The organism is Micromonospora sp. SL4-19 (assembly GCF_047921475.1).
In the GTDB taxonomy this organism is placed as follows: domain Bacteria; phylum Actinomycetota; class Actinomycetes; order Mycobacteriales; family Micromonosporaceae; genus Micromonospora.
In genome coordinates this window covers 67,552-87,833 of the sequence record NZ_JBLROB010000010.1, presented here as the reverse complement: position 1 = coordinate 87,833, position 20,282 = coordinate 67,552, and the positions used below count along the sequence as shown (strand labels likewise).

Here is a 20,282-nt window from a genome sequence, read left to right as displayed (position 1 = left end):
GGTCTACGCCCTGGTGGCGGGTCGCGTCACGGAGTTGCCGGAAGCCGCCCCGGCGGCGGGTGCTCGCCCTGCCCCGGCCTCCGGGAACGCCAGGGCGGGGGCCCAGACCAGCAGGGCGATCGGGTAGAGCAGGTAGCCGAAGCGGGTCGAGGGCATCAGCAGGATCGCGGCGAGCAGCCCGTACCCGCAGATCAGCGCGGTGGCGGCGGCGGTGCGCGGCGGGCGGCGGAGGAGCCGGACGGCGATTGCGACCCCCGCCGCGACCAGGAGCGCGGCGGCGACGATCCGGCCGGCGGGCAGCGCGGTGGCGATCAGGTGGCCGGGGAACGGGGACTGCGCGGGGCTGGTCACCAGGCCGTGCCCGAGCGGGAAGCGCAGCACGTTCTCCACCAGGGCGTCCCGGTCGACCAGCAGGGCGGGGACCAACGCGAGCACCGGCAGCCCGAGTGCGCCGAGTGCGGTGCGGACGCCGGCCCGGCGGGTGGCGGCCCAGCAGATCAGCACGACCGCCACCGGCCAGGCGAAGAGTTTCAGCGCGCCGGCCGCGCCGACCGCCAGGCCGGCCCGACCGGGCCGGTCGGCGGCGGCGAGGGCCAGCGCGAGCAGGCAGAGCGCGAGTACGGGCAGGTCGTCGCCGCCGGTCGCCAGGGTGAGCGCGCAGACCGGCAGCACGGTGGCCGCCTGTACGCCCCGAAGCAGCGCGGCACCCCGGCGGGTCCCGGTGGGGCTGGGCGCCGACCCCAACGTGGCCACGGCGAGGGCCAGCACCCCGGCGGTGACCAGGGCGAACCAGACTCGCGCGTCGGCCCACCAGGCGTCGGTGGCGGCCCGGGGCAGCCCGAACAGCGCCATCCCAGGCTGGTACGGGGTGTAGCCGAGCAGTTGTTCCGCCGGTGGCAGCGCGGCGATCGCGTCGTGGCCCAGGTAGGGGGTGCCGTGTTCGACCAGTCGGGCACCGGCGTGCTCGACCACCACCACCTCCTCCTGTGCCCGGTCGGTACGACCCGCCGCGCGTTGGACGCTCTGCGCCGCGACCGGCAGCAGCGCCGTGGTGGCCCAGGCGAAGCCGGCCACCGCCCAGCGGGCGCCCAGCCCGGCGAGCGGTGTGTCGGTGCGGCGACGCCGGGCGAGGAACTGGCCGGCCGCGGCGAGCGCCGCCAGCAGGTACCCGGCGGTGGCGAGCGCCCCCCACGCCCGGTGCGGGACCAGGGTGGAGGTGGCGGCGGTGATTCCGGCGAAGACCGCCGCGACGGCGTAGAGGCCCAGGTCGAGGGCGAGGCCGTCGGCGGCGGATTCCACTGCCTGCCAGCGCCGACAGGTGCGGCCGGTGCGGTCGGGGTCGGCGGTCACGCCGGCCAGTCTGGCAGACCCCGGCCCGCCTGGTCAGTACCGGCGGGGCTCGTCGGCGGTGGACGCCGCGGTGGCTGCCCGGCCGCGCCCGCCGGAGCGGCGGCCGGGCAGGCGGATCACCGCACCCGCGTCGTGCAGCGGGGCCGCGAGGGCACCCGGTCGCCCACCGGCGCCCCGCTGGAGGGCGGCGAGCAGCGAGCCCGCCGGCAGTGGCCGGGCGAAGAGGTGGCCCTGCCCGGCGGCGCAGCCCAGCTCCCAGAGCGCCCGCCGCTGCGGTTCGCTCTCCACGCCTTCGGCCACCACGATCAGGTCGAGGCTGCGGCCCAGGTCCAGGGTGGAACGGATCACGGCGGCGGATTCGGCTGCGCTCTCCATCGCGGTGACGAAGCTGCGGTCGATCTTCAGCTCGTGCACGGGGATGCGGGAGAGCAGGGAAAGCGACGAGTAGCCGGTGCCGAAGTCGTCGAGGGCCAGCCGCACCCCGGAGTCGCGCAGCCGGCTGAGCACCCGGTCGACCACGTCGAGCTGGCTGAGCGTCAGGGTCTCGGTCAGCTCCAGCATCAGCCGGTCCGGCGGCAGGTCGTGCGCCCGCAGGCGGGCCAGCACCGCGCCGGGGAATCGTGCGTCGAGGAGGCTGCGGGGCGACACGTTGACCGAGACCGGCAGGTCGAAGCCGGCGTCCCGCCAGGTGCCGGCCGCGATCAGCGCCTGGTCGAGGATCGCCTCGGCAAACGCGGGCAGCAGCCCGGAGCGTTCCACCGCCTCCAGGAAGCGCAGCGGGTCGATCATGCCGTGCGTCGGGTGGTGCCAGCGGGCCAGCGCCTCCGCGCCGATCACCTCGCCGCTGCCCAGGTCGACGATCGGCTGGAAGTTGACGGTGAACTCGTGGTCGGCGACCGCGCGGGGCAACTCGCCGCCGAGGGTGAGCCGGCCCAGGTCGGCGGTGTCGCGGGTCGGGGCGTACGTGGAGATCCGCTGGCCGGCCCGCTTCGCCTGGTACATCGCCACGTCGGCGCGGCGCAGCAGCTCGGGCATCCCGCCGCCGGCCGGCGCGACGGCGATGCCGCCGCTGGCCTCGATGCTGATCCGCATGCCGTCCAGGTCGAGCGGCTCGTGCAGGGCGGCGAGCAGCTTGTCGGCCCGGTGCGCGGCCACCGCCGGGGCGGGCAGGCCGCGCAGCAGGACGGCGAACTCGTCGCCACCGAGCCGGGCCACCAGGTCGTCCGGGCGGGCCGCGCCGCGCAGCCGGTCGGCGACCTGCATCAGTACGCGGTCCCCGGCACCGTGTCCGAGGGTGTCGTTGACCTCCTTGAAGTGGTTGAGGTCGATCAGCACCAGGGCGGTGACGCCTTCCGCGTGCCGGGTGGTCAACTGTTCGGTGCCCTCGTCCAGCAGGTGACGCCGGTTGGAGAGCCCGGTCAGAGCGTCGTGGGTCGCGGCGTACGCGTGCTCCTCGGCGATCCGCGCCAGCTCGGCGTACGCCTGGGCGTTGCGGATCGAGGTGCAGAGCGCGGAGGCGAAGGTACACAGGGTGTACTGCTCCCGCTCCGACAGCCGTACGGCACCGGCGAAACGAAGCCGGAGCACACCGAGGTCGTCCGCGTGGTCGTGGCCCTCCAGCGCGACCGGGATGACCACCCCGTCGACCGCGCTGGGCTCGGGGGCCGTGCCGTCGTACGTGATGCCGCCGGTGCCGCCGCGGACCGTGCGATCGCCCTTGCCCAGCTCGATCTCGACTTCATCGGCGGAGAACAGTTCGGCGGCCTGGGTGATGGCGGTGGTCAGCACCTGGCCGAGGTCGACCACGTTGAGCGCGTCAGTGGTCCGAGCCAGCCGTTGCCAGGCCTGCTGCTCTGTGCGCCGGCGGATCCTGGCGGAGTACGCCAGGTGCAGGCTGAGCACCAGCGGTGGTACGGCGAGCAGGAGCCGCGGGTCGGCCCGGAGGATGAGCAGGATGCAGGCCGCCACCACGAACCGGACCCCGAAGCCGGCTATCCGGAGGTCGAGGTTGTTCCGGAACTGGCGGGAGATGGGTGTTCCGGAGGCGAGTGCGATAACCGGGATCGCGAGCACGTCATCGAGGAGCGCCGCGACCAAGTAGACGATGGCGAGCAGCACCACGATGCTCAACGGCTCCCTGGGCGGCCATCGGTGTCCCATCAGGGCGATGACGGCCGCGGCGCCTCCGGCGACCAGAGTGTGCTTCGCGATGCCGAATGCGGTCTTGATGGCGGGCAGTCGGGTCACCGAACCGCACGCCACACCGAGTCCCGTCGCGAGGATCACCCGGGGCGAGGGGGCGACGGCGAGTCCGACCACGATCGCCGTCTCCACCCAGGCTGTAGCGAGGGTGGTCGACCGGATGCGAACGGGGGTTTTGATGACGGCGGCCAGCGCGACCATCACGACGACGGTCGCCGTCGTCACGACGTCGCCGACCGAGGCCGGAGGCCGGTGCAGGGCCGAGATGAGGGCAACGAGCGCGACCACCGCCGCGCACGCGACCAGCGTGTAGACGACTGCGTGCAGACGCGGTTCGACAGCCTGCGGACGTTCGGTCGCTCGGCTCAACCGGCATCACCTGTCGCTCACCGTCTCAGCCCGATGACGGGCAGCGTACCCCGGGGTGATGGCTTGGGGTATTGCTCAGTTCCACTCGGTGCTGCGCATCATCGCTCCGCCCTCCTCCGAAATCTCCATGGCGCCTAACGGCATCCATGCTCTCTGAGGGGCAGGTTAGGGGGAAGATGGGGGATATCAAAGATTAAATGTCGGTATGCGCAAGATAAGGAACCCTGTTGCGCTATATGACGTTCTGTCCATCAATGCTGTGCGGAGCGGAGTGGTTCGCGTCCTGCGCGTAGGCACCTGCTCGCCGAGAGCAATCCCAACGAGGTGGGACATGCATCCTTGCCTGCCAGCCTGGCCGCTGTCCGGGCGCAATTCAACCGTGCTTCGGGTGCCTCAGTGCGTCGATACGGAGGAACCTCTGCGGGATGATCAGCGGTTCAATGGCGTCGCGTCGGCTCCCCTCCCGCTGCGATCATCGGTAGGATCTCGAGCGATTGGTTGCGGCCAGCTAAACCGGAGTCGGCTCTTGTGGAAATTCGAGTCCTGGGTGGCCTAACGGTATGGGTTCAAGGGCGGAGTCCCCGTCTCGGGACACCGAAGCAGCAACTAGTCTTGGCCATGCTCGCCGTGCACAGCGGGCGCATCGTCACTGTCGAGTCGCTTGTCGACGAGCTGTGGCCAGAAGAGCCCCCGCGTTCGGCCGTGGCGAACGTGCGTACGTACGCCGCCAACCTCCGGCGAACCTTCGATAAGCACCAAGGTCCTACCCTCTCTCGATCATCTGGTGGTTATCAGCTGGACCTGAGCAACGAATCGGCTCATATAGGGCTATTTGAGTATCTCGTCGACGCCGCCGCAAGTGCGTGGGCGGGCGGGGATGTGGAAGCCGCCGACAGACTGCTGGCGCAGAGCGAACACTTGTGGCGAGGCCCACTGGTGGCCGGTGCTGTCTGGACTCGCTGCGGCACCTCGAGGCGGCAGTGTCCATCTCTCGCGAACTCGGCGACCACCTCAACGAACACCGGTACCGGGCAAACCTCACCGTCGTCCACTGGCTGGCGGGCAACCTGTCCCAGTCGGTCGATCTCGGCCGGCAGCTTATGCGGGAGCGCCCGGGTGGCGTGGCCGTGGAATCGACTCTCGCGCTGGCGAACTTCGGTATCGCGCTCGCCAGTATGGGGCGCTACGAGGAGGCGATCCAGGCCCACCGGATGCACCTGTTCATGGCTCGGTGCCGTGGCAGTCAGTACGACATCTCGAACGCCCTCGGCCATATCGCAGCCGTCGAGAACCGGCTCGGTCATTTCTCCAAGGCCGTCCGGCTCATCGCCGCGTCCCTGCGGCTCCGCGACCGGACCGGGCACCGGTCCGGAGAGCCGGAGGCCCGCAACGACCTGGGGATCGCGTATCGACACCTGGGTCGGATCGACACCGCACGTGAGCAGCACGAAATGGCGCTCGAACTGGCGGTCGACTCGGGGGAACGTCACGTGCAGGCAGCTGTGTGGAATGACTTTGGTGTGACGTTGGCGTTCAGCGGCAGTATCGATGAGGCGATGGCCGCACACCGGCATGCCCTTGAGCTCGCGACCCGCATCGGGCATCCGTATCAGCAGGGTCGGGCCCTCGTCGCTCTGGCCGATCACCTCGGCGATGACGAATGGGAGCAGGCCCGCCGGTACCGGCAGCGCGCCTTAGCGATCTTCCGTCGTATGGGTGCACCCGAGCGAACTGATCTCGAACGGCGCCTCGCCGCCGTCGACGCTGTGGACGGGGCCGGGTCGAGGCTGTCCCATAACAGGTGAGGAACTTATCGATTTCTTATCGCGTGGCTCGCTACCGTCCCCCGCGTGTCGGCCGAACAGGGGCGGTCCAGCCATCGGGGCGGGACCGGGTCGCCGAGACGCCCGCCGTCAGCTTCCCCCCAGCGACTGGACTGCGGGTGGCTGAGGGAGGAGCGCCGCACGGGTCGGCACCTGCAGCGCGGCGCTCCTCCCCACCGACGGGTACGACGCGGGCGGCACGTCGTATCCGGGATAGGCTCGCGGCCGTGACCGATTCCGCGCAGCTCACCCACGTCGACGCGGCCGGCGCGGCCCGGATGGTCGACGTCTCCGCCAAGCCCGTCTCCGGCCGGCTCGCGGTCGCCGCCGGCCGGCTCCGCACCACCGCCGAGGTGGTGGAGCTGCTGCGCCGCGACGGTCTGCCCAAGGGTGACGCGCTCGCGGTCGGCCGGCTCGCCGGGATCATGGGGGCCAAGCGGACCCCCGACCTGATCCCGCTCTGCCACCCGATCGCCCTGCACGGCGTCACCGTCGACCTACGGCTCACCACCGACACCGTCGAGATCACCGCGACCGCGCGGACCGCCGACCGGACCGGCGTCGAGATGGAGGCGCTCACCGCGGTGGCCGTTGCCGGGCTCGCCCTGGTCGACATGGTCAAGGCCGTCGACCCGGCAGCCTCGGTGGACGCGGTGCGGGTGCTCCGGAAGGAGGGCGGCAAGACCGGCGAGTGGGTCCGGCCGGAGGACCGGCCGTGATCCGGGGCCGGGTGATCGTCGCCTCCAACCGGGCCGCCGCCGGCGTGTACGCGGACACCAGTGGCCCGCTGCTCGTCGCCGGCCTGCGCGAGCTGGGCTGCGAGGTCGACGAGCCGGTGGTGGTGCCGGACGGCGAGCCGGTCGGCGTGGCGCTGAGGGCCGCCCGCGACGAAGGTGTCGACGTGGTGCTGACCAGCGGCGGCACGGGCATCACCCCGACCGACCGGACGCCCGACGTGACCCGCGCCCTGCTCGACTACGAGATCCCCGGCATCGCCGAGGCGATCCGGGCCCACAGCCGCGACACGGTTCCCGCCGCCGCCCTGTCCCGGGGGCTGGCCGGCGTGGCCGGCCGGACGCTGGTGGTCAACCTGCCCGGTTCGCGGGGCGGGGCGAAGGACGGCCTTGCCGTGCTCGGGCCGATCCTCCGTCACGCCGTCGATCAGCTCCGCGGCGGCGACCACTGATGGCACCCGGCCGCCGCACCGGCGATAGGCTCGCCGGATGAGCACGGAAACCGCAGCCGCCGCGGCACAGGTCGCCGCGCCGCCGGCCGGGTGGGAGGAGGCCCGTTCCCGGGTGTACGCGGTCGGCCTCGCCGCCGCGCTCCCCGCGATCGACCGCCCGCTCGCCGACGCCGACGGCCACACCCTCGCCGAGCCGCTGACCACCCGGACCGACCTGCCGGCGTTCCCCACCTCCAGCGTGGACGGCTGGGCGGTGCGCGGTGACGGCCCGTGGCAGGTTGTCGGACGAGTGCTCGCCGGGCAATCCTCACCCCCGCTGACCACCGACGGCACCACCGCCGAGATCGCCACCGGCGCGATGGTCCCGGAGGGCACCACCGCCGTGCTGCGGATCGAGGAGTCGACCCGGACCGCCGACGGCCGGGTCGACGGCACGCCGCGCCCGATGCCCGAGTGGCGGCAGCCGGGCGAGGAAGCGTACGCCGGGGAGGAGTTGCTGCCTGCCGGTACGCCGGTCGACCCGGCGTTGATCGGCCTGGCCGCCTCCTGCGGTCACGACACGCTGCGGGTCCGACGACAGCCACGCGCCGCGCTGCTGGTCTTCGGCGACGAGCTGCTGACCTCCGGCCCGCCGGGCGCCGGCCGGGTTCGCGACGCGCTCGGCCCGACGGTGCCCGCCTGGTTGCGCCGTTACGGCTGCCAGGTGCGCCCGGCCGACGTCGTGGGCCCGGTGGCCGACACGCTTCCCGCCCACGTGGCGGCCCTGCGTGGCGCGCTCGCCGACGCCGACCTGGTCTGCACCACCGGCGGCACCATGCACGGCCCGGTCGACCACCTGCACCCGGCACTGCAGGCCCTCGGCGCGGAGTACGTGGTCAACACCGTGGCGGTCCGTCCGGGCTTCCCGATGCTGCTGGCCCGGCTGGTGGACGGCGACGGCCGGGTCCGCTTCGTGGCCGGCCTGCCGGGCAACCCGCAGTCGGCCGTCGTCGCTCTGGTCTCGCTCGTCGCGCCCCTGCTTGCCGGCCTGGCGGGTCGGCCGATGCCGGTGCTGCCGCAGGCCACCCTCGCCGAGCCGGTCCCCGGTCGGGGCGACTTCACGCATCTCGCCCTGGTCCGGCTGGACCGGGTCGCCAGCACCGCCCACCCGGTGCGTCACGTCGGCTCGGCGATGCTGCGCGGCCTGGCCGGCGCGGACGGCTTCGCGGTGATCCGGCCCGGCACCAGCGGTGAGGCCGGGGACCGGGTGCCGGTCGTACCGGTTCCGCTGCTTCCCGGAGAGCGGGCTTGGTGAGCGCGAGGAGTGAGCCGGGGTTGCGAACCCCGCGGTCGCGAACGAAGGAGGAACAGTGAGCCAGGCCGAGGCCGTCGTGATCGGCGCGGTGACCGACCGGCTGCTCGACCTGGCCGCGCACGAGGCGGCGGTCGCCGACCGCCGGGCCGGCGCGGTGGTCTCGTTCCAGGGCGTGGTCCGCGACCACGACCACGGTCGCGCGGTCACCCTGCTGGAGTACGAGGGCCACCCCACCGCCGAGGCCGTGCTGCGGGAGGTGGCGGCGGAGATCGCCGCCGACCCGGAGGTGCACGCGGTGGCCGTGTCGCACCGGATCGGCCGGCTGGAGATCGGCGACGTTGCCCTGGTCGCCGCGGTCAGCACCGCCCACCGGGCAGCGGCCTTCGCGGCCTGCGCCCGGCTGGTCGACGAGGTGAAGGCGCGGCTGCCGGTCTGGAAGCGGCAGGTCTTCGCCGACGGTACCGAGGAGTGGGTGAACTGCCCCTGACCGGCCCGCCCCCGGTGCCGGCAGTGCCCTGGCGGGACCGGCGGCGGCCGGGCCGGACGGTCAGCGGCGGGCGGTGAGCTGGGCGGCGCGGATCAGCCGGTCGTGGTAGAACGCAGGCTCGGCGCCCGGCCGCCAGGGCAGCGCCGCGACCAGCACGATCAGGGCGATCGCCAGGGAGTTCTCCATCAGCGCGCCGAACAGCCCGTCCTGGTAGTGGGACACCTCGGGAAGCTGGTGCTCGTACGGCCAGATCGGCGAGACCAGGAAGAGCAGGTAGAACGCGAGCGCGCCGGCCCCATGCCGACCGCCGGTGAGCGTCGGGTACCAGATCGGCGGACGCAGCGCGGGCACCCCGCCGGTGGGGGGCGCCGCGGTGACCCGGGGCGGCAGTCCGCGGCTCGCCTCGTGGCGGCGTACCGCGGCGTCGGCCAGCACGATGATCGCCGGGATCACCCAGACCAGGTGGTGCGACCAGGAGATCGGGCTGATCACGTTGGCGGTCAGTCCGACGAGGGTGAACGCGGTCAGCTCGTCGCCGTCGGCGCGGGCGCTGGCCGCCCGGGACAGCCCCAGTGCCAGCACCAGCACCGAGAAGGCCAGCCAGAGCAGGCCAGGCGTCTGGATGGAGTCGTAGAGCCGGGCCAGCAGGCCGGCGAGCGACTGGTTGGCGGTCATGTCCGCTGCGCCGACCCGCTCGGTCTGCCAGAGCACGCCGGTGAAGTACGCCCGTGACTCCTGCCCGACCAGCGCGAACGTTCCGAGGGTCACGCCGATCGTGGTGCCGACGGCGATCATCGCCGCCCGCCACTGCCGAGTGATCATCAGGTACGCGATGAACAGCGCCGGAGTGAGCTTGACCGCGGTGGCCAGGCCGATGCCGACCCCGGCCCAGCTGCCGCTGTAGACGAACCGGGCCAGTGCCGAGTCGGCGGTGTCGTGGTGGGTGCCCCGCTTCGCCCGCCAGCGCAGGCCGACCAGGTCCGCCATGACCAGCGCGAAGAGCAGCAGATTGACCTGGCCGTACCCGAGGGTCTCCCGGGACGGTTCGATCGCGAGGGCCATCGGCGTGGCGATGGCGACGGTGAACCAGAGCGGCCAGCCCAGCCGGTCGACGATCGGGCGCAGCAGCGCGGCCAGCACGACGGCGAGCGCGGCGATGCTGGCCAGCGCGTTCAGCCAGCCGGCGGCCTCGACCGGCAGCCAGGACATCGGCAGCATGACCAGCCCGGCGAAGGGCGGATAGGTGAAGCCCAGGTTCGTCGAGGGTGCGATGAAGTCGTACAGCTCGTTGCCGTTCGCCCACCACACCACGGCACCGTGGTAGATCTTCATGTCGAAGAAGTTGTACGGCCGACCGAACGCGCCGATGGCGAGCCAGGCGGCGTAGGCGACAGCGGCGACGATGCCGGTCCGTACGACCGTCCACCGATCGAGCCCGCGCGGTCCGTAACGGACTGGAGCGGGTCGGTCCGTCCGTCTCCCGACGGTCGCCGGCATGGTGTGGCCACCCCCGTACCAAGATCGTCCTGCCCGTCCAGGTCCAGCACGGAGCCTAGAACGGTGGTTCACGTTGCTCCCTCCCGCGTTATGCGACCGTGTCCGATCCCACACATGTTCTTGACATTTCCACCGCGTTAACGGGTGTCGGACGGTTCAGGTGATTGATGGGCTTGCGGGGGGTGATGGCCGTATTGATGCAGGTCAGCCGGGGAATCGGCGTCCGGTGGCCGCCGAGCGCACGGCGATCTTCGCCTCCCGGCGGGCGGTCCGGACCGCGCGTTGCACCGAGCGTCGCGAGTGGTCGATCCGGTGGCCCGCGCGCCAGCGCAGCCCGGGCTTTCCTCCGGTGTCCGCGGCGGCGAGGAGCAGGCCACCGACGAGCCCGAGGTTCTTCAGGAAGTGGATCTGGTTGTTGTTCCGCGCCACCGGGTCGTCGGTGTCCCAGAAGGGATGACCGGCGACGGTGGTCGGCACCAGGGTGCTGGCGAGGACGAGCGCGGCGGGCCGGGCGAACCGGCCGGTCGCCAGCATCAAACCGCCGGCGACCTGGGCGGCCGCGTTGGCCCGGATCAGCGCTTCGGTGTCGGTCGGGATCCGGGGATGCAGGTTCTGGATCAGCGGGGCGACCCGGTCGGTGACCGGTTTCGCGGCGGGGACCAGGCGGCCGGGGTTCTTGAAATTGCGGGCACCGCTGACCACGAAGATGCCGCTCAGCATGACGCGGGCGAGGGAACGCACGGGCTTCATGGCTCAGTCATACCCCGTCGCGACGGTCGCCACCCCGGCAACGCCCGAAAGGGATCGGCCGACGTGGACGTCCGGACCGGCTGCTGAGCGTAACGATTTCAGCGACCGTCGCGGATGGACCGGACACGCGCGGTAAGGTCGCGCGGGTGACGACGCTGCGGCTGCGACCCGAGGATCCGGCGGACGAGGGACCGGTCGGCCGGGTGCTGGCCGCCGCCTTCGCCCGCCCCGACGTCGCCGCGCCGCCCGAGGTGGGCCTGGTCGACGAGCTTCGGCACAGCGGCGCCTGGATCCCGGAGTTGGCCATGGTCGCCGAATACGGGGGCGAGGTGGTCGGCTACGCGTTGCTGACCCGGGTCCGGGTGTGCTCCGACGGCGGCTCGTTTCCGGCCCTGGCGCTCGGCCCGGTGGCGGTCGCGCCGCATCGGCAGCGGATCGGGCACGGCACGGCGGTGGTGCAGGCGGCCCTGGACGCCGCCGCCGAGCTGGACGAGCGGCTGGTGGTGGTGCTCGGGGACCCGGCGTTCTACCGTCGCTTCGGGTTCAGCCGGGCGGACCGGATGGGGTTGACCAGCCCGTGGTCCGGGCTGGGGGAGCCGTGGCAGGCGATGGAGCTGCCGCCGTCCACCGGCGAGGAGGCCCCGCCGCCGCCGGGCGAGGTCGTCTTCCCGCCGCCCTGGTCGAAGGTCTGACGGTCGGCTTCCGGTCGCCGTTCCCCGTGCCGGCCGCGATCGTCAGGCCGGCTGGGTACGCAGGTAGCGGCCGAAATGCGGGACGGTGAAGGCGACCGTGCCCCGCTCGCCGGAGTAGATCAGCCCCTTCTTGATCAGCGCGTCCCGGGCCGGCGAGAGGCTGGCCGGCTTCCGGCCCAGCGCGCGGGCGATCTCCGCGGTGGGCACCGCCGCGTCCATGTCGTCGCGGCCGCTCTCCTCCCCCTCGACCAGCGAGAGGGAGGCCATGGCCCGCATGTACTCGCGCTCGGCCGGGGTGGCCCGTTCGAACCGGGAGCCGAAGAAGCCGACGGCCAGTTCGGCCTCCGCCTCTGGTGCGGCGACCCGGACGTCGGCGGCGGTGATCGGCGAGCGGGGAGCGTGGTCCCAGGTGGCCTTCCCGTACGCCTGGACGAAGTAGGGATAGCCGCCGGACTTCTCGTAGAGCAGGTCGAGGGCCTTCTGCTCGTACTCGACCTCCTCGCGCTCGGCCGGCGCGCAGAGCGCCTGGTCGGCGGCGATCCGGTCGAGCCGGTCGATGCGCTGGTAGCGGAAGAGCCGCTCGGAGTACGACTTCGCCGCGCTCAGCACCGCGGGCAGGTGCGGCAGCCCCGCCCCGACGACGATCAGTGGCGCGCCGAGCTGGGACAGCTCGTGGCAGGCGGCGCAGAGCCCGGAGACGTCGTCCGCGCCGAGGTCCTGCATCTCGTCGATGAAGATCGCGATGCCGGTGCCCACGTCGGTGGCGACCGCCGCGGCGTCGGTGAGCAGCTCGACCAGGTCGATCTCGATGTCCCCGGAGTCGGCCCGGCCGCTGCTGGCCGGCACGTCGATGCCGGGCTGCCAGCGATCACGCAGCTTCGGCGCCGCCCCGCCGCGCCCGGCGGGTGCGGTGCGTTGGGCGAACGCCTTGAGCACGCCGAGGAATCCGTCGATCCGATCCGGGGCGCGGTGCCGGGGCGCCAGCTCGCGGACCGCCATGTGCAGCGCGGCGGCGATCGGCCGGCGCAGCGACTGGTCGGGCCGGGCCTCGATCTTGCCGGTGCCCCAGAGGTGGCTGATCGCCTCCGAGCGGAGGGTGTTGAGCAGGACGGTCTTGCCGACCCCGCGCAGGCCGGTGAGCATCAGGCTGCGTTCGGGACGGCCCCGGGCGATGCGCTCCAACACCACGTCGAAGACGTCCAGCTCCCGTCCCCGCCCGGCGAGCTCGGGCGGACGCTGGCCGGCGCCGGGGGCGTACGGGTTGCGGACCGGATCCACGAATCGCACAGTATCGGGCCGTCTAGCTGCGAGGCTAGACATCCGTAGATGAGGCTACCGGCGTGTCGGAGCCGTCGAGGCAAAACTAGGGCTGTCTAGCATGGATGCTAGACAGCCCTAGTTTTGGTTACGGTCGGCTGGCGCGGCTGGTCAGCGCCGCTTGAGGCAGAGCACGAAGTCGAGGGTGTCCAGCTCGCTGTCGAAGAAGTACCAGTCGGTGTAGCCCTCGACCTTGGCGCACTTCGCCTCGGCGTCCTTCTTGCCGCTGGTCTCGCCGTCGATCCGGCGAAGCACCTGGTACGTCTTCGCTCCGCACTCGGTGATCACCAGCTTCGGCTGAGCGGCCGCGCCCTCGTTGCGCAGGCACTGGCCCGCCTTCACGAAGCGCGCATCGGTCGTGGCCGCCGGCGCCGGCGTCGTGGCCGCCGGCTCGTCCGGCTCAGTTGCCTGCGCCGTCGGGTCGGTGGCCGGCGAGGCGGGTGCACCGGTCCCGCTCGCCGGGCCCGGCTTGTCCCGGCCGAGAAACCAGAACGCCCCGGCTCCGCCGAGCGCGAGCAGCGCGAGCACGGCCAGCACCGCGACCAGCGGGCCCTTGCCGCGCCTCGGCGGCGTCGGTTCGGCGTACGGCGCCTGCCCGCCGTATCCGGAGTCCGCCGCCGGGTATCCCTGGTATGGCCCGGTCGGCTGCCCGGCGTCCCAGGGGGCTGCCGGCTCGTACCGCTGGGCTGGTGGTTCGTACCGTTGGGTGGGTGGCCCGTACCGCTCGGTCGGCGGCTCGTACCGCTCGGTCGGCGGCCCGTACCGGTGGGCCGGTGGCTCGTCCCAGCCGCCCGGCTGTGGGGAGTACCCCGGGTCGTAGCGAGGGTCCGCCTGCGGACCGTACCCGTCCTCCGGCCGCCGACCACCCCACGGCTCCGGCGAGCCGCCGCCCGGTGGTCCGAAGTTCGCCATGAACGCCCTCCTGGGTACGTCGTTGCTGAGAGGCCGGCCACCAACGCGGGACACCGACGCCGTGGCCACCGTAGCGTGATCGACCGATGAGCTCACGCCCCCTGAGTGCGACATCGCCCGTCGCCCACGCCCCCACCGCCGCCCGTCCCGCCCTGGTCTGGACCGCCCTGGTCATCGTCTACGTGCTCTGGGGCTCGACCTACCTGGGCATCCGGGTCGCGGTCGAGTCGCTGCCGCCGCTCACCTCCGCGGCGGCGCGGTTCGCCGCGGCGGCCGGTGTGCTCGCCCTGGTGCTGCGGTTCCGTCGGGGACCGGGGGCCCTCCGCGTCGACCGGCGGCAACTCGGGTCCGCCGCCCTGGTCGGCGTGCTGCTGCTCGCCGGCGGCAACGGGCTCGTGGTGCTCGCCGAGTCCGGCCCGGCCGGGGTGGCCGTACCCTCCGGCATCGCGGCGCTGCTGGTGGCCACCGTCCCGCTCCTCGTCGTGGTGCTGCGTACGCTCGGCGGCGACCGCCCCCGGCTGTGGACCTTCGCCGGGGTGACGCTCGGCTTCGTCGGCCTCGTCCTGCTCGTCCTCCCCACCGGCGGGCCGGGAACCGTGCCGGTGGCCGGCGCGCTCACCGTGGTCGTCGGGGCCACCTGCTGGTCGGTCGGCTCCTTCCTCTCCGGGCGGATCCGGATGCCGGCCGATCCGTTCGTGGCCACCGTCTACGAGATGGCCGCGGGCGCGCTGGTGCTCGCCGTGATCGCCACGGTCCGGGGCGAGCTGCACGGCTTCTCCCCCGCCGAGGTGACCGGTCGCTCGTGGGCGGCGCTGGCGTACCTGATGGTGGCTGGTTCGCTGATCGCCTTCACCGCGTACGTCTGGCTGCTGCACCACGCTCCGATCTCCCTGGTCGCCACCTACGCGTACGTGAACCCGGTGGTTGCGGTGGCGCTCGGCGCGTTGCTCCTCGGCGAGCCGGTCACCACCCAGGTGCTGCTCGGCGGGGCGGTGATCGTCGCCGGGGTGGCGGTGGTGGTGAGCACCGAGCGTCCCCGCAAACCAGCGAGCGGCCCGGCCGACGGGGCGACCCTGGAGGCGGCCCGCCGGTAACATCTCGGCCCGTGTCTGCCGGGTTGGTGTCGGTTGCCGCGCTGCTCGGCGCGCTGGCCGGCTGGGCCGCCATCCCGTTCGCCGGCCGCTTCACGGATGCGGAGCGAGGCGAGGCTCCGGCCGGGGTGCTGGCGGCGGCCGGCTCCGACCCGGGCGACAAAGGCCGACGGGTCGGCCGGCTCGCGGTGGCCGCCGTCGGCGCGGTGGTGTTCGGCGGGCTCGCGCTGGTCCGGGAGGCGGACCCGGCGCTGCCGGTGTTTCTGCTGGTCGCGGCGGTAGGGCTGGTGCTTGCGCTGGTGGACCTGGCCTGCCTGCGGCTGCCCGATCCGCTGGTGGCTCTCGCCGTCGGGTGCGGCGGGCTCGGTCTGGTTGCCGTCGCGCTGATCACCGGCACCCCCGATCGGCTGTTCCCCGCGCTGGCCGGCGCGGCCGCCTCCTTCGCCGGGTACGTCCTCCTCGCGCTGCTGCCCGGGTCCCGGCTCGGCTTCGGCGACGTGAAGCTCGCCGTCGCGCTCGGCCTCCCGCTCGGCTGGCTGGGCTGGCCGACCCTGGCGCTCGGCCTGCTCCTGCCGCATCTGCTCAACGGTGTTGTGGTGCTCGCCCTGCTGGCCACCCGCAAGGTACGCCGGGACACCGCCCTGCCGTTCGGCCCCGCGATCCTCGCCGGTGCCTGGCTGGCGGTCCTGTTCGCCTGAGCCGCGTGGCCGGCGCGCAGGCCACCACTGTCAGATCAGGCGGAGCTGGCGGTCCTTGGGCCGGCGGGGCGCGGTCTCACCGAAGCGCTCGAAGAGCCCCGGGTCGATCACGTCGAGGAACGGCGACGGGCGGCACTCGCGTTCCGTGCCGTGGCGGGTGCGACGGGCGGCGTGGCTGACGTACAGCCGGTCCTGGGCCCGCGTGAGGCCGACGAAGAAGAGCCGCCGCTCCTCGGCGACCGCGTCGTTGTCCGGCTCCGATCCTGGCCAGCGCAGCGGCAGCAGCCCGTCCTCCGCGCCGACCAGGAAGACCACCGGGAACTCCAGCCCCTTGGCCGCGTGCAGGGTGAGCAGGGTGACCGCCTCGGCCCGGGGATCCAGGGCGTCCACCTCCGCGCCGGTCGCGAGCTGGGAGAGGAAGAGCCCGAGGTCGTCGCCGCAGCGCCGGGCCAACGGGGTGAGCAGGTCCACCGCCGCACGCACGTCCTCGGGGCGGACCGCGCCGGAGCCGTCCAGGGTGGGGGTGGCGAAACGCTCGGCGAGCACCTGGCCGGCGAGGCGTACCCGGGAGGGCAGCCCACCGCCGAGGTCGTCGGCGTGCCTCAGCTCGCGGGCGATGGCCGTCACCCCGGGCCGGTCGCGGAGTCGGTCGTGCGAGCGCTTCTGCACCGGGATGTTGGCCCGGGCCAGGGCGTCCAGGATGGTCGAAGCCTGCGAGTCGGTGCGGTAGAGCACCGCGATGTCGGAGAACGACGACGAGGTCGACCGGCCGTCGATCCGGCCGGAGTCGAGCGAGCGGTGGGAGAGGCCGCCGACCAGCTCGTCGATGGTGCGTACCACGAAGTCGGCCTCGTCGGCGGCGGAGGTCGCGGCGTAGCGACCGACCAGCGGGGCCTCCGGGTCGAGCCGGGCCGGGTCGAGCCGGCGGCCGCGGACCAGCGACGACGGCGCGATGGCCTGCACCGCGGCGGCGAGGATCGGTGCCGCGGAGCGGTAGTTGCGGTTCAGCCGGACCAGCCGGGCGTCGGCGAAGTCCTGGGAGAAGCGGAGGAAGTAGCCGACGTCGGCGCCCCGGAACGAGTAGATCGCCTGATCCGGGTCGCCGATCGCGCAGAGGTTGCCGTCGGCCGGGCTGAGCAGCCGCAGCAGCTCGTACTGGACGGCGTCGACGTCCTGGTACTCGTCAACGAAGATCCACTTCCAGCGCTCCCGGTACTCGCGGACCAGCTTCGGGTCCGCCGACAGCAGCGCCACCGGCAGGGTGAGCAGCTCGTCCAGGTCGACCAGGTCCCGCTTGCGCAGCAACGACGTGTACCGGTCGTCGTCGTCACCGGCCTCGGCGCGGGCGGCCCCCCGGTCGGCGTCGTCGGCGATGCGGAAGTCCGCCGGCAGCCCGGCGGCCCCCGCGTTCTCCCGCAGGATGGTCAGCCCCAGCGAGTGGAAGGTGCCGACGGTGACGTCCTCGGCCACCGGGCCGAGCAGCCCGTCCAGGCGGTGCCGCAGCTCCTCGGCCGCCCGGCGGGTGAAGGTGATCGCCAGGCACTGCTCCGGGAAGACGTTCAGCTCCGCGCAGAGGTATGCGATCCGGTGGGTCAGCGTGCGGGTCTTGCCGGTGCCCGGCCCGGCCACGATGAGCAGCGGGCCCCCCGGCGCGGAGGCGGCCACCCGCTGCATCGCGTCGAGCCGGTCCAGCAGGCCGGTGCCGACCTCCTCCATGCCGGCGAGCATCGGCTCGAACGGCTCGTGCGGGGAGGGCACCGGCGCGATCGGTGGCGGAGGCGGCGGGGCTTGTCTGCGCTTCGACTCCGCCCTGGCCGCCGGCGGTCGCGCGGCCTTCGACTTCGGCGCCGGCTCCGCGGGCTTGCGCCGCGCCGGCACGGGTACGTCGAAGAGCGTCTCCTGCGCGGTGGCCGCGCCGACGCCCAGCTCGGCCGGGTCGAAGAGGGTGATGACGCCGTACTCGCCGTCGTAGCCCGGCACCCGGCGCACCTCGCCCCGGCGCAGCCGGCCGATGCCCTCGGCGAGCAGCTCGCCGCCGACCCGGCCGATCTCGTCGAGCGGAGTGCTGGTGAGGATGTCCAGCTCCGGGCCGAGCGCGGCGACCAGCTCGTTGAGCTTCCCCTCGACCCGCTTCGAGCGGGCGCCCACCTTGTTGAGCTCGCCGAGAATCTCCGCCAGCGGCACCAGGTGGGTCACCTCGCGGGCGTGCGCCGGCCGGTGCCCCTCCGGTCGGTCGGCCAGCTCCTCGATCCGGCTCAAGACGCCCACCGTCAGCGGCTTGCCACACTCCGGGCAGCGCCCGCCGGCCGCCCGGGTCTGGTCCGGCGACCAGTTGACGCCGCAGAGCCGGTGCCCGTCGGCGTGGTACTTGCCCTCTTCCGGGAAGAACTCGAGGGTGCCGGCCAGCCCGTCGCCCGTCCGCAGCGCCTCCCGGATCGCGAAGTAGTCGCGGGCCGAGGTGAAGACCGTGGCCTCGCGGGCCAGCGCCGGCGGGGAGTGCGCGTCGGAGTTGGACACCAGTTGGTAGCGGTCCAGGCTGCCGACCCGCCAGTTCATCTCGGGGTCGGAGGACAGCCCGGTCTCCACGGCGAAGACGTGTTCGGCCAGGTCGGCATAGCAGTCGGCGATCGCGTCGAAGCCGGACTTCGAGCCCAGCGCGGAGAACCACGGGGTCCAGATGTGCGCCGGCACCAGGTAGCCGTCCGGGCTGGCCTCCAGGGTGATCTCCAGCAGGTCCCGGGAGTCCAACCCCAGGATCGGCCGGCCGTCCGAGCCGAGGTTGCCGATCCGCCCCAGCGCGGCGTTGAACCGGGCCACCGCGTCCAGGTCGGGCAGGTAGATCAGGTGGTGCACCTTCCGGGTCCGATCGTCCCGCTTGTAGATCGTCGAGATCTCCACGCTGAGCATGAACCGGACCGGGTCCGCCTCCGCCTCGCTGGCCAGCCGGGGCGGCAGCCGGCGGGCGATGTCCAGCTCCGCCTCCGGGCTGAGCCGGAACAGGCCGGGCTCGGCCGGGTGCAGCGTCTCGCGGAGGTGGTCGTACCAGGCGGGATGGGTGAAGTCGCCGGTGCCGAGTACGCCGATGCCCTTGCGACGGGCCCACCAGCCCAGGTTCGGCAGGGTCAGGTCGCGGCTGCACGCGCGCGAGTACTTCGAGTGGATGTGCAGATCCGCGACGAACGGCGAAAGGCCACCGGGGGGTGCGGCGCTGAACGGAGGCACGCCGCATCCTGTCACGCCCGGTCCCCCGTACGCCCGCCGCCACGCGTACTCGTGACCTGAGCAATCCGGTGCTGGACTGGGCGGCCCGGGCGCGCTATGGGGCGCGCAGCTCGACCAGGGTCACCTGCGGCGGCACGCCGACCCGGACCGGCGGGCCCCAGAAGCCGGCGCCGTTGGTCACGTAGACCTGGGTGCCGTCCACCTTGCCGAGGCCGGAGACCACCGGCTGCTGGAGCTTCACCAGCAAATTGAACGGCACCATCTGGCCGCCGTGGGTGTGCCCGGAGAGTTGCAGGTCCACGCCGAACTTCGCCGCCTCGTGCGCGGCCACCGGCTGGTGGGCCAGCAGCACCACCGGGCGGCTCGGGTCCCGGTCGCCGAGGGCGGCGGCGTAGTCGGCGGGGGCGGCCAGCCCGGTGCCGGCGGCGCTCACGTCGTTCACCCCGGCCAGGTCGAGGACGCCACCCCGGGCGCGGATCTCCTGGCGTTCGTTCTGGAGCACCCGCAGGCCGAGCCGGTCCACCTCGCGGACCCACTCCTCGACTCCGGAGTAGTACTCGTGGTTTCCGGTGACGAAGAAGCTGCCGTACCGGGCTCGCAGGTCGCGCAGGGGTTCCGCCGCCTCGCCCAGCTCGGCCACCGAGCCGTCGACCAGGTCGCCGACCACCGCCACCAGGTCGGCGTCGAGCCGGTTGATCATCGCCACGATCCGCTCGGTGTGCGAGCGTCCGCGCAGCGGCCCGAGGTGGATGTCGGAGACGGTGGCGATCCGCAGGCCGTCCATGCTGCGGGGGAGCTTGGCCAACGCGATCTGCACCCGGTCCAGCTGGGGCGGGCCCATCGCGGTGCGGACGCCGTATCCGGTGACGCCGGCGGCGGTGAGCCCCGCGAAGATCGCGGCACCTCGGGCGAGCAGCAGCCGTCGGGACGGGTCGTGGTCCGGCTGCCCGGCCGCCGGAGCGACCGGCGGGGCGACCGGCGGGGCGACCGGCGGGTCGGCGGGGTGCTCGGCCGGCGGCTCGTCGGTGCCGGCAGGGTCGCCGGCACCGACGAGGGCCGGCTCCGGCGCGGCAATGGTGGGCTCGGCGATCGTCGCCCGGCGACGCAGCACCAGCTTCGCCACCGCCATCGGCACTTCCAGCACCAGCAGCAGCACCAGCAGGTAGAACATCACGGCCACCCAGACGAAGCCGGGCCAGGCCAGGAAGTCGATGCCGGCGCGGCTGGTGCCCAACGTGGCCGGCACCAGTAGCGCCAACAGCAGTACGACGATGCCGCCGACCCTGCGCCGGCGCCCCGGGAGGGTGGTGTCCAGGACCAGGCGTTTCCACAGGTAGAGGTGGATCAGGACGAGGGTGAGCAGGACGAAGCCGATGAATATCACCAACGCAG

The 20,282-nt window shown here is 73.2% G+C and carries 16 protein-coding genes and 1 pseudogene; 9 read left to right on the top strand and 8 right to left on the bottom strand.

Features of this window, described 5'->3' with window-relative positions:
• Positions 1–3: 3 nt before the first annotated feature.
• Together ACNAVT_RS15770 and ACNAVT_RS15765 are read right to left on the bottom strand one after the other, a co-directional pair.
• Positions 4–1,350, bottom strand: a complete 1,347-nt coding sequence (locus ACNAVT_RS15770; protein WP_416296944.1) for a glycosyltransferase 87 family protein — start codon at positions 1,348–1,350, stop codon at positions 4–6.
• A gap of 33 nt (positions 1,351–1,383) precedes the next feature.
• Positions 1,384–3,921, bottom strand: coding sequence for a putative bifunctional diguanylate cyclase/phosphodiesterase (locus tag ACNAVT_RS15765; protein WP_416296942.1), 2,538 nt, complete (start codon positions 3,919–3,921; stop codon positions 1,384–1,386).
• 528 nt (positions 3,922–4,449) lie between these two features.
• Between ACNAVT_RS15765 and ACNAVT_RS15760 the strand changes: the two are divergent.
• From ACNAVT_RS15760 to ACNAVT_RS15735, 6 genes and pseudogenes are all read left to right on the top strand, one after another.
• A pseudogene (locus ACNAVT_RS15760) lies at positions 4,450–4,668 on the top strand (AfsR/SARP family transcriptional regulator); the annotation flags it as partial.
• Positions 4,669–4,901: 233 nt separating this feature from the next.
• Positions 4,902–5,726, top strand: coding sequence for a tetratricopeptide repeat protein (locus ACNAVT_RS15755; protein WP_416296940.1), 825 nt, complete (start codon positions 4,902–4,904; stop codon positions 5,724–5,726).
• A gap of 245 nt (positions 5,727–5,971) precedes the next feature.
• Positions 5,972–6,463 carry a cyclic pyranopterin monophosphate synthase MoaC gene (gene moaC, locus ACNAVT_RS15750; RefSeq protein WP_416296938.1) on the top strand — a complete coding sequence of 164 codons (492 nt, stop codon included), beginning with the start codon at positions 5,972–5,974 and terminating at the stop codon, positions 6,461–6,463.
• Positions 6,460–6,930 carry a MogA/MoaB family molybdenum cofactor biosynthesis protein gene (locus tag ACNAVT_RS15745; protein WP_416296937.1) on the top strand — a complete coding sequence of 157 codons (471 nt, stop codon included), beginning with the start codon at positions 6,460–6,462 and terminating at the stop codon, positions 6,928–6,930. The genes moaC and ACNAVT_RS15745 overlap by 4 nt, the downstream gene beginning before the upstream one ends.
• A gap of 37 nt (positions 6,931–6,967) precedes the next feature.
• Positions 6,968–8,224 carry a molybdopterin molybdotransferase MoeA gene (locus ACNAVT_RS15740; RefSeq protein ID WP_416296935.1) on the top strand — a complete coding sequence of 419 codons (1,257 nt, stop codon included), beginning with the start codon at positions 6,968–6,970 and terminating at the stop codon, positions 8,222–8,224.
• Between the two features lie 55 nt (positions 8,225–8,279).
• Positions 8,280–8,711 (top strand): molybdenum cofactor biosynthesis protein MoaE, encoded by a 432-nt coding sequence (locus ACNAVT_RS15735; RefSeq protein WP_416296933.1) that lies wholly within the window; start codon positions 8,280–8,282, stop codon positions 8,709–8,711.
• Between the two features lie 60 nt (positions 8,712–8,771).
• Here the strand turns inward: ACNAVT_RS15735 and ACNAVT_RS15730 are convergent, their stop codons facing one another.
• Positions 8,772–10,208: a glycosyltransferase 87 family protein gene (locus ACNAVT_RS15730; RefSeq protein WP_416296931.1), complete on the bottom strand. Its 1,437-nt coding sequence runs from the start codon at positions 10,206–10,208 to the stop codon at positions 8,772–8,774.
• Between the two features lie 204 nt (positions 10,209–10,412).
• Entirely contained in the window at positions 10,413–10,958 is a 546-nt protein-coding gene (locus tag ACNAVT_RS15725) for a DoxX family protein (RefSeq protein WP_416296929.1), read from the bottom strand.
• Positions 10,959–11,104: 146 nt separating this feature from the next.
• On the opposite strand from ACNAVT_RS15725, the gene ACNAVT_RS15720 reads away from it, so the two are divergent.
• Entirely contained in the window at positions 11,105–11,650 is a 546-nt protein-coding gene (locus ACNAVT_RS15720) for a GNAT family N-acetyltransferase (RefSeq protein ID WP_416296927.1), read from the top strand.
• 42 nt (positions 11,651–11,692) lie between these two features.
• Here ACNAVT_RS15720 and ACNAVT_RS15715 read toward each other — a convergent pair whose 3' ends face one another.
• Complete coding sequence (locus ACNAVT_RS15715) at positions 11,693–12,928, bottom strand: AAA family ATPase (protein ID WP_416296925.1); 1,236 nt, start codon at positions 12,926–12,928, stop codon at positions 11,693–11,695.
• Positions 12,929–13,078: 150 nt separating this feature from the next.
• Entirely contained in the window at positions 13,079–13,879 is an 801-nt protein-coding gene (locus tag ACNAVT_RS15710; RefSeq protein ID WP_416296923.1) for a flagellar basal body protein FliL, read from the bottom strand.
• A gap of 86 nt (positions 13,880–13,965) precedes the next feature.
• Between ACNAVT_RS15710 and ACNAVT_RS15705 the strand changes: the two genes are divergently transcribed.
• Together ACNAVT_RS15705 and ACNAVT_RS15700 are read left to right on the top strand one after the other, a co-directional pair.
• Positions 13,966–14,973 carry an EamA family transporter gene (locus tag ACNAVT_RS15705; RefSeq protein WP_416296921.1) on the top strand — a complete coding sequence of 336 codons (1,008 nt, stop codon included), beginning with the start codon at positions 13,966–13,968 and terminating at the stop codon, positions 14,971–14,973.
• 11 nt (positions 14,974–14,984) lie between these two features.
• A complete protein-coding gene (locus tag ACNAVT_RS15700; protein WP_416296919.1) occupies positions 14,985–15,668 on the top strand; it encodes a prepilin peptidase in 684 nt (227 codons plus the stop codon).
• A gap of 30 nt (positions 15,669–15,698) precedes the next feature.
• On the opposite strand, the gene ACNAVT_RS15695 is transcribed toward ACNAVT_RS15700, so the two are convergent.
• Together ACNAVT_RS15695 and ACNAVT_RS15690 are read right to left on the bottom strand one after the other, a co-directional pair.
• Complete coding sequence (locus tag ACNAVT_RS15695; RefSeq protein ID WP_416296917.1) at positions 15,699–18,890, bottom strand: UvrD-helicase domain-containing protein; 3,192 nt, start codon at positions 18,888–18,890, stop codon at positions 15,699–15,701.
• Positions 18,891–18,984: 94 nt separating this feature from the next.
• On the bottom strand, positions 18,985–20,277 hold the full coding sequence (locus ACNAVT_RS15690) for a metallophosphoesterase (RefSeq protein WP_416296915.1): 1,293 nt from the start codon (positions 20,275–20,277) through the stop codon (positions 18,985–18,987).
• Positions 20,278–20,282 lie beyond the last annotated feature (5 nt).